The sequence below is a fragment of the Salinicola sp. 4072 genome (assembly GCF_036663415.1).
GTDB lineage: Bacteria > Pseudomonadota > Gammaproteobacteria > Pseudomonadales > Halomonadaceae > Salinicola > Salinicola salarius_A.
In genome coordinates this window covers 1-14,559 of the sequence record NZ_JAXOVV010000007.1, presented here as the reverse complement: position 1 = coordinate 14,559, position 14,559 = coordinate 1, and the positions used below count along the sequence as shown (strand labels likewise).

Genomic DNA, 14,559 nt, shown 5'->3' with positions numbered 1-14,559 from the left:
GCAGGCTTCGGCAGGCTTCAACTGGCCGTTGGGGGCAGGGCAGCACGAGACAGACGCTCGTGAAGCTCCCGGTTGGCTACCCGTAGATTCTTGAGCTCGCTCTCCAGCCGCTGGCGTTCCTGCTGCATGGATTTGACCCGGTCATCGCTGACCCGCTTTTCACTCTCGGTCTGTTCCATGTGCACCTTGTCTGCACGCAGCGATTCCTGAAGCTGACCATACTGCCGGCGCTGTTCGGAGAGATCCTGCTGCAAGCGTTCGCAGCGCTGATCCAGCGAGGTCAGGCGCTGCTCGTACTGTCTTTCCTGTTTCAAGCGCTCCTGACGGGCATCTTCCAGCAATCCCATCAGCCGCGTCTCTGCTGATTCGTGGCGTTTTTCTTCCTGCGCGAGCTTGGCCTGATTGGCCTGATGCTGTTTGGCCATCGCGTCGCGGTGCTGTCTTTCGGCCTGCTCCAGACTGGACTGGTGGCGCTGGCAGGCCTGCTCGAGTTGCAGAATGCGCTTCTGCTGTTGGCTTTGGGCGGATTGCAGTGACTGGAGTTCGGCCTGGAGATGAGCGGCTTCCGTCGTCTTGGTCTCGAGCCGTTCCTGAACGCGGAGCATATGGTCGTTGAGTGCCTGCAGCCGCTGCTCGGCATTCTCGCTCTGGCGTTGCGCCTGATGACTGATCTCGTCGGCCTCGCGGATCTGCTCGTCGGCTTCCTGCCGGTAGATCGCGAGCTTTTCGTAAGCTGCCTGTTGTGCCTTGTCCCAGATATCGGCTACCCAGATATCCAGGCCTTCCGGGCGCTCGAGGGTGCGCGGGATGGATTGCACCGAATCCCCATTCTGGCGCAATCGCCATTCCCGCAGATGGTCGCTGATCGTGGTGTAGCTGCCCGTGCCGAGAAGCTCACGTATCTTCTGAACGCTGGCCGCCTCGCCACGTTTCTGCAACGTGTCGATGGCGTGGCAGACGTCATCGTAACGAATTCCATTTCGTGCCATGTCGAATTCCCTTGTGTTGCGAATGATCCTGGAGCTTCTGAGAACTCTCGGGATACAGCATAGATGCTTTACGTAAAGTGTATACGTAAAAATTTCCGTGTCATATCAGATCATCTCCTCTATGGGGATACGTTCGCCCAGGCCCTATAATGAAGATATTCAAATATAGGAGGCGTCATGAGTATTGGACAGGCCCAGGCCGAGTTGCTGGATGAATTCTCGATGTTCGATAACTGGATGGATCGTTATCAGTACATCATCGACATGGGACGCCAGCTGCCTGACTATCCCGAGTCGGACAAGGTGGCGGCCTACAAGATCGAAGGGTGTCAGTCGAATGTATGGCTGCGATCCACGCAAGAAGCGGGGCGACTGCATTTTCTGGCCACATCGGATGCGGCCATCGTCAGCGGGTTGATCGCCATTCTGATGCGCGTCTACGATGATCGCGAACCGCAGGAAATTCTCGAGGGCGAGCCCCAGTTCCTCACCGAGTTGGGCCTGGACAAGCACCTGTCTCCGACGCGCAGTAACGGCCTGCATGCCATGATCGAGCGGATCTACGCCATCGCTCGTGAAGCCCAGGCCCACCAACAGATTCACTGACCGCCCGGTTCGTTACCGTCTCGCTTGTCGTCGCCAGCGCCGTTGTCCGGCCGGCAGTGGCAGGATTTCCGCTGAGGTTCCGGCACCGGATCGACGCCGCCGGCGTGGAAGGGATGGCATTTCGACAGGCGTCGCAAGGTCAGCCAGCCTCCACGCCAGGGGCCATGAAGGCGAATGGCTTCCAGCGCATAGCTGGAACAGGTCGGCCAGAATCGGCAGCGCGGGCCGAGCAGGGGGCTGATGCCGTAGCGATAGCCCTGAATGACGGCGGTCATCAGCCAGGTCGCGAGCTTGGCGATCACGTCACGCCTCAGCGCTTTCCGCCGTAGAGTTCTTCCTTCGATATCAACGGCTCGCTGTCGATTTCCCCAGCCGTCGGCGTGAGCCGGAGGTAGAAGCAGCTACGGCGGCCGCTGTGGCAAGCGGGGCCGGATTGGTCGACCTTGAGAAGCAGGGTGTCTCCGTCGCAGTCGAATCGCGCCTCGACGAGATGCTGCTGCTGACCCGAGGTTTCGCCTTTGCGCCAGAAAGCCTGTCTCGAGCGAGACCAGTAGCAGACTCGGCCCGTCGACAGCGTCTCTTCCAGTGAGGCGCGATTCATCCAGGCCATCATCAACACTTCGCCGCTATCATGCTGCTGGGCAATGGCAGGTATCAATCCGTCGTCATTCCACTTGGCCGCCGACAGCAAGTCGGATAGCGGCACCTGGGTATGGGTGGGCGATTGTTCGAGATCGTGGAAAAAACCGGACATGAGAGTTCCGTCGAGCTGAAGGTGAGCTTTGCGTGATCAGGCCTTGTCGAGACAGGCGTCGCAGGCGCCGAGCAGCTCGATGGTCTGGCGCTGGATCGTGAACCCGCGTTCCCGTGCCGTGGATGCCAGCATTTCACCGACGGCTTCCTGATGGAGTTCCTCGACACGTCCGCAGTGACGACAGATCAGCAGCTGGAACCGATGGACATGCTCGGGGCACGGACAGGCGATGTAGGCATTGAGCGATTCGATGCGATGGACCAGACCTTGCTCGATCAAAAAATCCAGTGCCCGATAGACCGTTGGCGGTCTCGCTGACGCATGTTCGTCCGACAGGCGACCGAGCAGATCGTAGGCTTTGAGACCACCCGGCGTGCCGGAGATCATTTCCAGTACGCGACGGCGGATCGGCGTAAAGCGTACGCCGCGTTCCTGACACTGTTGATCTGCCTGTCTGAGCAGCACATCCGAATCGAGCATCGAACTTCCCGGTAAGTATCGAGAGGGCCACATTCTACGCGTTAGCGCTGGAAGGGACCACCGAACAAGGAACCCCCGGACGGGGACGATCACCATTCGTGGGAATCCGACATACCAGCGTATGCAAGAATGAGGGTCGTATAGTGCATTTAACATAATATATATTATGCGAAGTTAAGCGGGAATACGATTCTACCGGTTCATCTGCGGCTGGCCCTCGGTTCGCAGGCACGCTTCGATATCGTTTTTCGTATGCCATATTTCGAAATATCCTGGGGTCACCATCGAGTTGCGCTACGCTGAAGAAAGCGGCGAAAAAATAGCGCGCGACATTCTGCGACAAATCGCCACACTGACAGCCAGTTTCTCCTCAACGTCTGATTAACAGCCGTTTTTTCGGTACAATGCCTACCGCGAAATCCCTACTTCGTTGGCGACGTCCGATGCTCGGTACGCCATTGCGCGTCGTGTCAGAGTTGTCAGCCCTGGCTAGCGGCGTATGATGCAGGCCGCTAACCGATTGTTGCAGGGCCGAAAAGCTTTCCTCCACTGGGGTCGTGAGATGAGAAAAAGGAACTCCCTCAAGTATTTGAGTGTGATGACGTGGTTAACCGCGCCATTGTTGTTGAGCGGCTGTGGCTCAGCGCTGATGGATCCGACCGGCGAGATTGGTCAGGGTCTGAAATCGCTGATCGTCACGGCCTTTGGCTTAATGTTGATCGTGGTCATTCCGGTCATTGTGATGACCATTCTGTTTGCGTGGAAATATCGCGGGACCAATCTCGCGGCCAAGTACACGCCAAACTGGGAACATTCGAACATCATCGAGATATTTGTCTGGGCAATTCCGTGCGTCATCATCTTTTTCCTCGCCATTCTGACCTGGCAGACGTCGCACTCCTACGACCCGCACAAGCCGATCGCCAGCGAAGATGAAACGATGACCATCGATGCGATTTCGCTCGACTGGAAATGGCTCTTCATCTATCCGGACGAAGGCATCGCCACCGTCAACGAGCTGGCCATTCCCGTCGACACGCCGGTTCACTTCCGCGTGACCTCCGGCACCGTCATGAACTCGTTCATGATTCCGACGCTGGGTAGCCAGATCTACGCCATGGCCGGTATGGACAACGATGTCTATCTCGAAGGCAACGAGATCGGCACCTTCCGTGGCCGTTCGACCCAGTACAGCGGCGAAGGCTTCTCGGAAATGCTGTTCGACACACACGTAACGTCGGATGCGGATTTCCAGGCATGGGTCGACAAGATCAAGCAGTCACCCAACACCATGATGTTCCCGGAAGACTATGAACAGATCGCCGAGCCTTCCATTGCCCATCCGGTGGAGTATTTCTCTCAGGTTTCGCCTGATTTCTACGGCGACCTGATCAATAGTTACAAAGCGAGTCATGGCGGCAGCGACAGTCATGGCGAGCAAAACGAAGCACGGGAGTCTTCAATGCCCATGAGTGCGCAGGCAGCGGAGTAACGTCATGTTCGGAAAACTCAGCTTAGATTCGATTCCATTTCACGAACCGATCATCATGGTCACCGCGGCGGCCATCGGCATCATCGGTGCGCTGATCGTCGGTCTGATTACCTACTATCGCAAATGGGGCTACCTCTGGACCGAGTGGGTAACGTCGATCGATCACAAGAAGATCGGTGTGATGTACTTCCTCGTCGCCCTCGTCATGCTGATTCGCGGCTTCGCCGATGCGATCATGATGCGAACGCAGCAAGCCATTGCTGCCGGTGGCGCCGAGGGCTATCTGCCTCCCGAACACTACGATCAGATCTTCACCGCCCACGGTGTCATCATGATCTTCTTCGTCGCCATGCCCATGGTCATCGGTTTGATGAATCTGGTCGTGCCGCTGCAGATCGGCGCTCGCGACGTGGCCTTCCCGTTCATGAACAACCTGAGTTTCTGGCTGTTCGCGGTGGGCGTGATTCTGGTGAACATGTCTCTGGTTATCGGCGAGTTCGCCAAGACCGGCTGGCTGGCCTACGCGCCGCTATCGGAGTTGAAATACAGTCCAGGCGTTGGGGTCGACTATTGGATCTGGGCATTGCAGATATCGGGGATCGGGACCACGCTGACGGGTATCAACTTCTTCGTCACCATCCTGAAGATGCGCACCAAGGGCATGACACTGTTCCGCATGCCGATCTTCACCTGGACGGCACTGTGTGCCAACGTCTTGATCATTCTGTCGTTCCCGATTCTGACGGCCACTATCGCCCTGCTGACGCTGGACCGCTATCTGGGCATGCATTTCTTCACGAATGACATGGGCGGCAGCCAGATGATGTACGTCAACCTCATCTGGGCCTGGGGCCACCCTGAAGTCTATATCCTGATTCTGCCGGCCTTTGGCGTCTTTTCCGAGGTCATCTCGACCTTTACCAAGAAGCGTCTGTTTGGCTACAAGACGATGGTCTGGGCAACGGCTGCCATTACGGTGCTCTCCTTCATCGTATGGCTGCACCACTTCTTCACCATGGGTGCGGGCGCCAACGTCAACGCCTTCTTCGGCATCATGACGATGATCATCGCCATCCCGACCGGGGTGAAGATCTTTAACTGGCTGTTTACCATGTACCGCGGCCGCATTCAGTTCACGACACCGGTACTGTGGACCATCGGCTTCATCATCACCTTTACCCTGGGTGGCATGACCGGCGTCATGCTGGCCGTGCCGGGCGCGAACTTCGTGTTGCACAACAGCCTGTTCGTCATCGCCCACTTCCACAACGTCATCATCGGCGGCGTGGTGTTCGGCATGCTGGCCGGCCTGACCTACTGGTTCCCGAAGGCGTTCGGCTTCAAGCTGGATGAAAAATGGGGCAAGCGTTCCTTCTGGTGCTGGTTGGTGGGCTTCTACCTCGCCTTCATGCCGCTCTACGCGCTGAGCTTCTTCGGTGCCATGCGTCGTATGCAGTCCTACGAGCAAAGCGAATGGCAGCCATTGATGATCGTGGCCTGGATCGGCGCCGTGGTTATCGCCATGGGTATCGCCTGTGTCATCATCCAGATGATCGTCAGTGTTCGTGACCGCGAGAAAAACCGCGATCTCACCGGCGACCCTTGGGATGGCCGTACGCTGGAGTGGTCCACCTCCTCTCCGCCCCCGAACTACAACTTCGCCTATCTGCCGAAGGTCGATTCTATCGACGCCTATTGGGAGATGAAGCAGCAGCCGGGTGGCTTCAAGCGCGAGCTGGCGACCAAGTTCGAGGACATCCACATGCCCAGGAACACGGCGGAAGGGCCGATCCTGTCCCTGTTCTCCCTGTTCTTCGGCTTTGCCTTGATCTGGCACATCTGGTGGCTGGCGGGTCTGGGGGCCATCGGCATGTTCGTGACGTTCATGTTCCGTATCTTCAATAACGATACCGACTACCACGTCAGCGCCGCGGAGGTCGAAAAGACCGAACGTGAATACCACAAACGGTTGGAGATGCAGGCTTAATCATGGCAACCGACACAATCAAGCAACATGACGCTCATGCCCACGACGGGCATGAGCACCACGACGCGGGTGCAATGAAGATCTTCGGGTTCTGGATCTACCTGATGAGCGATCTGGTGATCTTCGGGACGCTGTTCGCCACTTTTGGGGTGCTGGCCAACGCCACTGCGGGTGGTCCGACCTCGCAGGAGATCTTCGAGCTACCTTTCGTGCTGGTCGGGACGTTCCTGCTGTTGATCAGTAGTTTCACCTTCGGTCTGGCGGTCTTGGCGCAGAATGCTGGCGACCGCGGCGCCGTCCTCAAGTGGTTGGCGGTAACGTTCCTGCTGGGCTTTGGCTTCGTCGCGATGGAGGTGTACGAATTCCATAACCTCATCGCCGAAGGCTACGGTCCGGACCGTAGCGCCTTCCTGTCAGCCTTCTTCACCCTGGTGGGGACCCATGGTCTGCACGTGACCTTTGGCCTGATCTGGATCGCGATCATGTTCTTCCAGATATCCAAACGCGGGCTGGACAGTGTGACCAAACCCCGAATGCTGTGCCTCAGCCTGTTCTGGCACTTCCTGGACATCGTCTGGATCTGCGTCTTCTCCTTCGTCTATCTGATAGGAGCCATGTGACATGAGCGATATTCACACTTCGCACGATGGCGCCAGTCATGGCAGCTACAAGTCCTACATCATCGGGTTGATTCTTTCGATCGTGCTTACGCTGATTGCCTTCGGCGTGGTCATGACCGGCAGCTTCAGCATCCCGGTCATGATGGTCACGGTCGTGGTGACTGCCGTGATTCAGGTTCTCGTGCAGCTGATTCTCTTCATGCACCTGAATACCAAGGCCGAAGGCGGCTGGAACTTCGTTTCTATCGTCTTTACCGTCGGTATTCTCGGCCTGATCGTTGGTGGTTCGCTATGGATCATGCACAACATCCACATCAACATGATGCTGAACTAAGCCCGCAAATGGCCTTTAAGCCCTATTTGCTGCTTACCAAGCCCGGCATCATCTTCGGTAATCTCGTAACAGTCATCGGCGGCTATTTTTTGGCCGCCGGTGGCCATTTCGAGCCATGGTTATTCCTGGCAACGGTGTTAGGCACTTCGCTGGTCGTGGCATCAGGATGCGTTTTCAATAACGTGATCGACCGTGATATCGACGGCCATATGGCGCGGACTCGATCCCGGGCCATGGTGACCGGCGAGATTTCGATTCCGATCGCCCTGCTGTTCGGGTGCTTGCTGGGTATCGTCGGTTTTGGCCTGCTGGCGTGGATGACGACGCCGTTGGCTACCGGATTCGCGGCATTTGGTTTCGCTATCTACGTTGGCGCTTATAGTCTCTATCTCAAGCGTCACTCGGTCTACAGCACGCTGATCGGAAGTTTATCCGGCGCATCGCCACCGGTGATCGGATACTGTGCGGTGACGGGCACGTTCGATCTGGGTGCCCTGCTATTGCTGATCATTTTCAGCATGTGGCAGATGCCGCACTCCTATGCGATTGCCATCTTTCGCTTCGACGACTACGCCTCGGCATCGATACCCGTTCTACCGGTGAAGCACGGCATCGCGGTGGCCAAGCGACATATCGTGATCTACACGGTGCTGTTCGTGATCGCCTCGGTCATGCTATCGGTTGCCGGCTATACCGGATGGGCCTACGCCATCGTTGCCGTTGCCGTGGGCGGTTACTGGCTCAGTATTACGCTCAGAGGCTTCCGAACCACCAATGATCAAGCCTGGGCTCGCAAGGTCTTCGGTATCTCGATCGTGGTGGTAACTGCATTGAGTGTCATGATGTCACTGGATAGCCGAATGCCGATAGCCGAATCGCTGCTGTCGCTTGCATCAGGATGATCGGATCGAGATTGACGGATTGACCTTCCCCCTGGTTTAAGTCCGCCCACAATGTGAGAAGCCGCCGCTCCAAGCGGGGCCAATTTGTCCATGGAGCGGTTATTTCGAAGCTACAAGAGCGAATGGATGTCCGCGACCGGTTACTTATCGGTGCGTTAGGCTTTACGGGATATCGGCTTCTACCTGATGCTGCGCTACAACCAGCAGCGCCCCTACATGCATGCATGACGTTCCTTGTGCCTCTTCGTTATTTCACGATGGCCATTTCGTGTGATGGCTATCGATCACAAAAGCGTGCCGATGAGTGCTGCAACAGATCGCCGCGATTCGCGGGGCGGTGAATGGGTTGATGGCCGCCGTCATGGAGGGGCACCTGACTGATCACGTCGTCAGGGAGCCCGAACTGGCGCAGCGGCAACAAGACTTGGACGCGGTACTACAGGTCATTAAGTCCTACCTCAAGTAAGGCAGATAAAAGCCTGGCACACGGAAGACTCAAAATGAATGAGAGTAAAAAAGCAAGACCACCACCACCCGCTCGAAGAAAAGGCTCAAAGGCACTGGCGCCGGTACGACGATCACCAGCGACTAGGATGACTTCTGCTACGGGACGACAGCCGTGGCGAGCCACGGCTTCCTTTGTGAATATATCCAATCGTAATGTGGCAGGTGCAAACTGCCTTTCATTAGCGCGGAAAAACATATCGACCCAATGGCCTGATAGAGAGTGAGAGCGGCTCGCGGGGAATCTCGATGAGTTATTGTCAAATCTGGTGGATGACGGTCAGGCCGCATTCCTGTCTGATTGATCGGTTATCTGCTCTCCGTCCTGGAACTTGACGTTGCTGACGACCAGTTCCAGCTTCTGGAAGTGCTTGATACGTCTCCAGCGTTTTTGGGCGCTCTGAAGCAACTTGAATACCATCGACAGGGTCGTCGCCCGAGAGCCGCAGTTCCGGCTCCGCTTGCTGCGCAGACGGACCGTGGCGAAGGATGACTCGATCGGGTTAGTGGTGCGGATATGCACCCAATGCTCTGCCGGGTAGTCGTAGAACGCCAGCAGCGACTCCCGATCCTTGGCCAGGCACGCCATCGCCTTGGGGTACTTGGCCTCGAAGCGTTTCAGAGTGCGATCGAAGGCCTTGTGTGCCTCGTCGCGGGTCTCGGCCATCCAGATGTCATGCAGGTCTGCCTTGACCTTGGGCTGAACAGACTTCGGCAACTTATTCAGTACGTTAGCCGTCTTGTGAACCCAGCAGCGTTGATGGTCGGTTTCCGGGTAGACCTTGTTCAACGCCGCCCAGAACCCCATGGCGCCGTCGCCGACCGCCAGTTTGGGAGCCGTAGTCAGGCCGCGTTCACGCAGGCCCGTCAACAGGGTCTCCCAACTGGCCGCCGACTCGCGAAAGCCATCCTCGACGGCCACCAGTTCCTTTCGCCCTTGCTCGGTAACGCCAATGACCACCAGCAGGCACAGACGGTCATCCACTCGCACATTGCTGTAGACACCGTCGGCCCACCAGTAGGCGTAACGGCGATCCGACAGGTCCCGCTGACACCAAGCCCTGTGCTCGTCGAGCCAGTGGGCTTTCAATCGCGAAACCGTGTTGGCCGACAAGCCCTTCGCCTGGTCACCCAGCAGGGCCGACAGGGCCTCCTGGTAGTCGCCAGTGGAGATGCCCTTGAGATAAAGCCAGGGGATCAACTCCTCGATGCTGCGGGCCCGCTTCAGATAGGGCGGCAACAGGGTACTGTTGAAGCAGGCCTGGCCGCCACTCCGATCCCGTACCTTGGGGACCTTGACGGTGACCTCACCGATGCCGGTCTGCACAGTGCGCTCCGGCAAATGGCCGTTGCGTACCACCGCCTGTCGACCATCCGCCAGGGTCGTGTCGGCATACTGGGCCAGGAAAGTGGCCAGTTCGGCTTCCACGGCCTTGGCGATCAGGTCTCGTGCCCCTTGGCGCAGCAACTCATGCAACGGGTCGGTGGCCTCGGGTTCTGGCTGCGATAAGGCTCGGAGGGTAGAATCGGTCATGGCGTATCCACTCGTGTTGATTGAGATCTTGGTCGTGATCAATCAACAGGATACGCCACCCTTCCTACCTTCTCTCATACACCAGAAATCACCATAGCTCAATCTCGATGGCCAATATACGAAGGAGGCATCAATGTCAGACCACAATCATAGCCATAGTGGCGGCAAGACCTTGTTGTTTGCACTGGTCTTCACTACAGGTTTTGCAGCTGTCGAAGTATTCGGCGGCCTGATAGCTGATTCGCTTGCCCTGTTATCGGACGCAGGCCACATGCTTACCGATTCATTGTCGTTAGGGATTGGTGCCTTCGCCGCTTGGCTGGCCAAGAAGCCGGCATCGCGTCAGCATTCCTTTGGACTCAAGCGCGCCGAAATTCTCGGAGCCCTGTTTAACGTGCTGTTTATGTTCGGAGTGATTGTATTTATCGCCTATGAAGCGATCCGCCGCATGGCAGACACCCCCGCTGTTGCCGGTGGCATGGTTTTGGCGATCGGCGGGCTCGGTTTGCTGGTGAATATCGCAGTGGCTTGGGCGCTGATGCGTGGAGAGCAGACTATGAACGTTCGCGGAGCGCTCCTGCACGTAATGGGAGACTTGCTGGGCTCGGTCGCTGCGCTGGTTGCCGGGGCGGTCATTTATCTGGGCGGGCCGCCCATTGCGGACCCGATCCTGTCTCTTTTCGTCAGCCTATTGATTCTGGTATCCGCCGTTCGACTACTGCGTGAGGTGACGCAAGTGTTGATGGAAGGCGTGCCAGAAGGAATCGATGCACATGAAGTCGGCTGCGCCCTTGTCCGGGTCGACGGCGTTTTTGCTATCCATGACATGCATATCTGGAGCCTATCATCAAACAGTCAAGCTCTAGCGGCGCATATTGATGTGGAAGCGATGGGACGATGGGAAGAGATACTGCCGCAGTTGCAAACGATATTGCGGGGGCGCTTCGGTATTGAGCACACCACCTTACAACCCGAGGATGCCGCTATCCGTCACGTTTGTGATGCCGATCCTGATTGCGGGGCTGGTGATGTGAATTAGGAGACCACAGGCAGCAGAGCCCCGTCTAGGCTGCATGTAACAGCGTCAATAAAGAATAGCAAGCCCCCTAGGGGGCTTGCCTGCTTCTGAACCGCTCCTGCCGTCGTGCGGACACCTTTCGGTTGACGAGACCAGCGGCATATCCACGCCAAGATCGGGGGTGTGGAGATGTCATGGGCTCTATGCCTGGCTGGAAGTGTTTATGAATCCATTCTCGCTACGATGACCATGTGACTCTCGGCGTTCTGCCAATAGGACAGCATGAACCGTGCTGCTTTCATTGAGGCGTTTCTCTTGCTGACCAAGTTGCGACAATGCGGACGCTTCCATACCCACGCCGTCGTCCTCAATGTCAATAATCCGTTATTTCTGTGTATGCGACATGCCACGCGTCCGCGAGACCTCCGCAACCAGCCCGCCACCGAAGTTTCCCAACGCGGGAAGCAATGCCAGGCCGAACACCATCCAAATGCTATCCATGATCACCTTCCCTGGTCGATGTCTAGCTCTAGCACTCGCCTTCAAGCACTCGCCGGCGAAGCGGCCTGGCCCGAGCTTTCCGGCGGCACATTGACGGAGGCTCCACCGCCGCGTGTCGGGCCCTGTCGATTCTCGAACCGTAACAGACGCAGCGCATTCAGCGTCACTAGTACGGTGGCGCCGGTATCAGCCATGATAGCCACCCACAACCCGGTCAGACCAAACATGGTCGTCAACAGGAATACCGCCTTCAGGCCCAGCGCGATGGTGATGTTCTGGCGAATATTGTTCATGGTGGCGCGAGCCAGACGAATCATAGTCGCTATGTCGGTCACGCGATTACGCAGCAAGGCGCCATCGGCCGTTTCCAGGGCGACATCGGTGCCCGAGCCCATGGCCACGCCGACGTCGGCGGTGGCGAGTGCAGGCGCGTCGTTGATCCCGTCGCCCACCATGATCACCCGGTCCTTGGCGACCATTCCCTTGATTGCCGTGACCTTGTCGTCAGGCAGCAAGCCTGCCTGGAACTCGATGCCCAGCGGATCGGCAATCGCTTTCGCGGTACGGGGGTTGTCACCGGTCAGCATCACCGAGCGGATGCCCAGTGCCTGGAGATCCTTGATGCCGTCGATGGCGTCCGTGCGCGGCTCGTCACGCATGGCAATCAGTCCGACGATCGCGCCGTCCCTAAACACCACGACGGCCGTCTTGCCCTGCTCCTCCAGCGCAGCGATCCGCGTCTTCAGAGCCTCTGTCAGTACGCCCTGGTCTTCAGCGTAGCGTGGCGAACCGACATAGCTACGATGACCGTCCACGCTTGCCTCGACACCATGGCCGGCGATGACGCGTGCGTCCGACCCTTGAGAAAACGCGATATGACGCGATTCGGCATGATTCAACACCGCCTCGGCGAGCGGGTGGCTGGAGCCGGCCTCGACACTGGCGGCTAAGGCAACGACATCAGCCTCATCGTGGTCATCGGCAGCCGCTTGCACGTCGGTAACGACTGGTTTCCCGGCGGTCAGGGTGCCGGTCTTGTCGAAGGTCACGAGGCTAGCCTTGGCGGTGGACTCGATCACCGCGCCCCCCTTCAACAATAGCCCGCGGCGTGCCCCGGTAGACAGCGACGAGGCGATCGAAGCCGGTACCGAAATTACCAGCGCACACGGGCAGCCAATCAACAGCAGCGCCAGGGCTCGATAAGTCCATTCACCCCAAGCGCCGCCGAAAAGTAGCGGAGGAATGATCGCAACGAGTAGCGCGGTACCGACCACAGCGGGCATATAGACACGGCTGAAGCGATCAATGAAACGCTCGGTGGGCGCACGGGCTTCCTGTGCTTCTTCCACCAAGCGGATGATCCGCGCGATAGCATTGTCTTCGGGCGCCTTGGTGACGCGAATACGCAGCACGGCATCATTATTGATGGACCCGGCGAAGACCGACTCGTCGAGGGTCTTGCTCTTGGGCACCGATTCACCGGTCACCGGCGATTCATCGATAGAAGACGTTCCTTCAACGATCTGCCCATCGGCAGGAATCCGGTCGCCGGGTCGCGCGACGACGATCTGACCAATCTTCAGATTCGCGGCATTGACCTTGCGAGTCGCCCTCTGTGCGTCTTCGACCAGCGCGCTCTTGGGCACTAGATCACCCAGCGCGCGAATACTCGAGCGGGCACGATCCGCGGCCACCCCTTCAAGCACTTCGCCGACGGCGAACAGGAAGACCACCAGCGCCGCCTCCTCGGCGGCACCGATGATCAGCGCGCCACCGGCAGCGATGGTCATCAGCATTTCTATCGTGAATGGCATGCCCGCTCGTGCAGCGGAAAAAGCACGTTTCGCTACGGGAACCAGCCCGACCAGACACGCCAGGATGAAGCCCCAATAAGCCAGAGACTCCGAGGCCACCAGGCGCACCGCCACAGCGGCCAGCAGGACAGCCCCGGTCATGACCACCAGCCGGCCCTTGCCATGCAGAAACCAGCGTTTCGGTGAGGCCGACACTGCCTCGGCGACGCCTTCGTCAGCTGTGGAGCTGGCGCCATTGGAGCCATTACCGGTTATGGCGGTGCGCGGCGTTACACTGTAACCGAGCCGCTTGATCGATTTCTCGACGCTGTCCGGCGAGGTTTGCTGTTCGTCGAGCTTCAGCGTGAGCGTCTCGTTCATGACCGACACTTTGACGTCGGAGACTCCCGGCAGGTTCTCCACACCGCCACGAATTTTCGCCGCGCAACTGGCGCAGTCCATGCCGCCGACCTTCCAGCTGAGCGTGCTCTCGGCGTCGGCCCGATCAGGTACCGTCACCGTTTCCGCGTCGTTGTCTTGAGCGTTACCGTCACAGCAAGGTGAATGACATTCGGATGAGTTTTCTGGACTGGCAGTATCAGAATCAGGCATGAATTGGACGGAATAGCCAAGTCGCTCGACGGTCTTCGCGACACGCTCCATCGAGGTTTGTTGCGTGTCCAGCCCAAGCCTCAGCGTCTCCTTCATCACCGAAACCTGAACGTCGGAAACGCCTTTCAAGCGTTCCACCGCACCACGGATCTTACCGGCACAGCTTGGACAGTCCATGCCTTGAACGGTCCACTGGTATGTGTTACCGGATGCTTCGGTATGTGTAGCTGGCATGAAAAGTTACCTCGTTCAATTTCTGTGTTTAAACTCTAAACCTTCTACGCTCTGTCTGAAAAATAGACCCGTAACAGCGCTCGATGCAGGCCAGCGTGACCATGGCACGGTAACTTTTTGCCAGCTTGTCGTAGCGAGTACAAAGTCGCCGCTTTTCCTTCATCCAGCCAAATAGACGCTCTATCACATTGCGACGCCG

Annotated in this window: 15 protein-coding genes and 1 pseudogene; 9 read left to right on the top strand and 7 right to left on the bottom strand. The window is 57.8% G+C overall.

The genetic code is table 11. The features are described 5' to 3' along the window. Positions 1-17 precede the first annotated feature (17 nt). Positions 18-989, bottom strand: a complete 972-nt coding sequence (locus R3F72_RS06985) for a DNA-binding protein (protein WP_332779282.1) — start codon at positions 987-989, stop codon at positions 18-20. A gap of 177 nt (positions 990-1,166) precedes the next feature. On the opposite strand from R3F72_RS06985, the gene R3F72_RS06980 reads away from it, so the two are divergent. Further along, a complete protein-coding gene (locus R3F72_RS06980; RefSeq protein WP_087720343.1) occupies positions 1,167-1,595 on the top strand; it encodes a SufE family protein in 429 nt (142 codons plus the stop codon). Here the strand turns inward: R3F72_RS06980 and yidD are convergent. The 3 genes from yidD to R3F72_RS06965 are packed head-to-tail and all read right to left on the bottom strand — an operon-like array spanning position 1,589 to position 2,829. After that, a complete protein-coding gene (gene yidD / locus R3F72_RS06975) occupies positions 1,589-1,897 on the bottom strand; it encodes a membrane protein insertion efficiency factor YidD (protein ID WP_442978336.1) in 309 nt (102 codons plus the stop codon). The two genes, R3F72_RS06980 and yidD, sit on opposite strands and share 7 nt — an antisense overlap. Positions 1,898-1,905: 8 nt before the next feature. Further along, on the bottom strand, positions 1,906-2,349 hold the full coding sequence (gene hisI, locus R3F72_RS06970) for a phosphoribosyl-AMP cyclohydrolase (protein ID WP_087720342.1): 444 nt from the start codon (positions 2,347-2,349) through the stop codon (positions 1,906-1,908). A gap of 36 nt (positions 2,350-2,385) precedes the next feature. After that, a complete protein-coding gene (locus R3F72_RS06965) occupies positions 2,386-2,829 on the bottom strand; it encodes a transcriptional repressor (RefSeq protein ID WP_087720341.1) in 444 nt (147 codons plus the stop codon). 499 nt (positions 2,830-3,328) lie between these two features. Here R3F72_RS06965 and cyoA point away from each other — a divergent pair, with 499 nt between their 5' ends. From cyoA to R3F72_RS06930, 7 genes and pseudogenes are all read left to right on the top strand, one after another. Beyond that, positions 3,329-4,321: a ubiquinol oxidase subunit II gene (cyoA, locus tag R3F72_RS06960; RefSeq protein ID WP_332779281.1), complete on the top strand. Its 993-nt coding sequence runs from the start codon at positions 3,329-3,331 to the stop codon at positions 4,319-4,321. 4 nt (positions 4,322-4,325) lie between these two features. Further along, on the top strand, positions 4,326-6,308 hold the full coding sequence (gene cyoB / locus R3F72_RS06955) for a cytochrome o ubiquinol oxidase subunit I (RefSeq protein ID WP_332779280.1): 1,983 nt from the start codon (positions 4,326-4,328) through the stop codon (positions 6,306-6,308). Positions 6,309-6,310: 2 nt separating this feature from the next. Further along, the gene (gene cyoC / locus R3F72_RS06950; protein ID WP_332779279.1) at positions 6,311-6,928 is read left to right on the top strand and encodes a cytochrome o ubiquinol oxidase subunit III; all 618 of its coding nucleotides are present in this window, start codon (positions 6,311-6,313) and stop codon (positions 6,926-6,928) included. Position 6,929: 1 nt separating this feature from the next. Beyond that, a complete protein-coding gene (cyoD, locus tag R3F72_RS06945) occupies positions 6,930-7,262 on the top strand; it encodes a cytochrome o ubiquinol oxidase subunit IV (protein WP_332779278.1) in 333 nt (110 codons plus the stop codon). Next, entirely contained in the window at positions 7,220-8,164 is a 945-nt protein-coding gene (gene cyoE / locus R3F72_RS06940) for a heme o synthase (RefSeq protein WP_332779277.1), read from the top strand. Before cyoD ends, cyoE begins: the two co-directional genes overlap by 43 nt. A gap of 81 nt (positions 8,165-8,245) precedes the next feature. Further along, positions 8,246-8,392 (top strand): annotated as a pseudogene (locus R3F72_RS06935) (IS3 family transposase); the annotation flags it as partial. Between the two features lie 76 nt (positions 8,393-8,468). Beyond that, positions 8,469-8,630: a metal-sensing transcriptional repressor gene (locus R3F72_RS06930; RefSeq protein ID WP_239496096.1), complete on the top strand. Its 162-nt coding sequence runs from the start codon at positions 8,469-8,471 to the stop codon at positions 8,628-8,630. Between the two features lie 318 nt (positions 8,631-8,948). On the opposite strand, the gene R3F72_RS06925 is transcribed toward R3F72_RS06930, so the two are convergent. Next, positions 8,949-10,202 (bottom strand): IS256 family transposase, encoded by a 1,254-nt coding sequence (locus R3F72_RS06925; protein WP_332779276.1) that lies wholly within the window; start codon positions 10,200-10,202, stop codon positions 8,949-8,951. A gap of 133 nt (positions 10,203-10,335) precedes the next feature. Here R3F72_RS06925 and R3F72_RS06920 point away from each other — a divergent pair, with 133 nt between their 5' ends. Then, positions 10,336-11,241, top strand: coding sequence for a cation diffusion facilitator family transporter (locus R3F72_RS06920; RefSeq protein ID WP_087719749.1), 906 nt, complete (start codon positions 10,336-10,338; stop codon positions 11,239-11,241). Positions 11,242-11,762: 521 nt separating this feature from the next. Here R3F72_RS06920 and R3F72_RS06915 read toward each other — a convergent pair. Further along, positions 11,763-14,303: a heavy metal translocating P-type ATPase gene (locus tag R3F72_RS06915; protein ID WP_256961291.1), complete on the bottom strand. Its 2,541-nt coding sequence runs from the start codon at positions 14,301-14,303 to the stop codon at positions 11,763-11,765. Between the two features lie 85 nt (positions 14,304-14,388). Then, the coding region (locus tag R3F72_RS06910; RefSeq protein WP_332779334.1) for a transposase at positions 14,389-14,559 on the bottom strand (171 nt) is incomplete at its 5' end.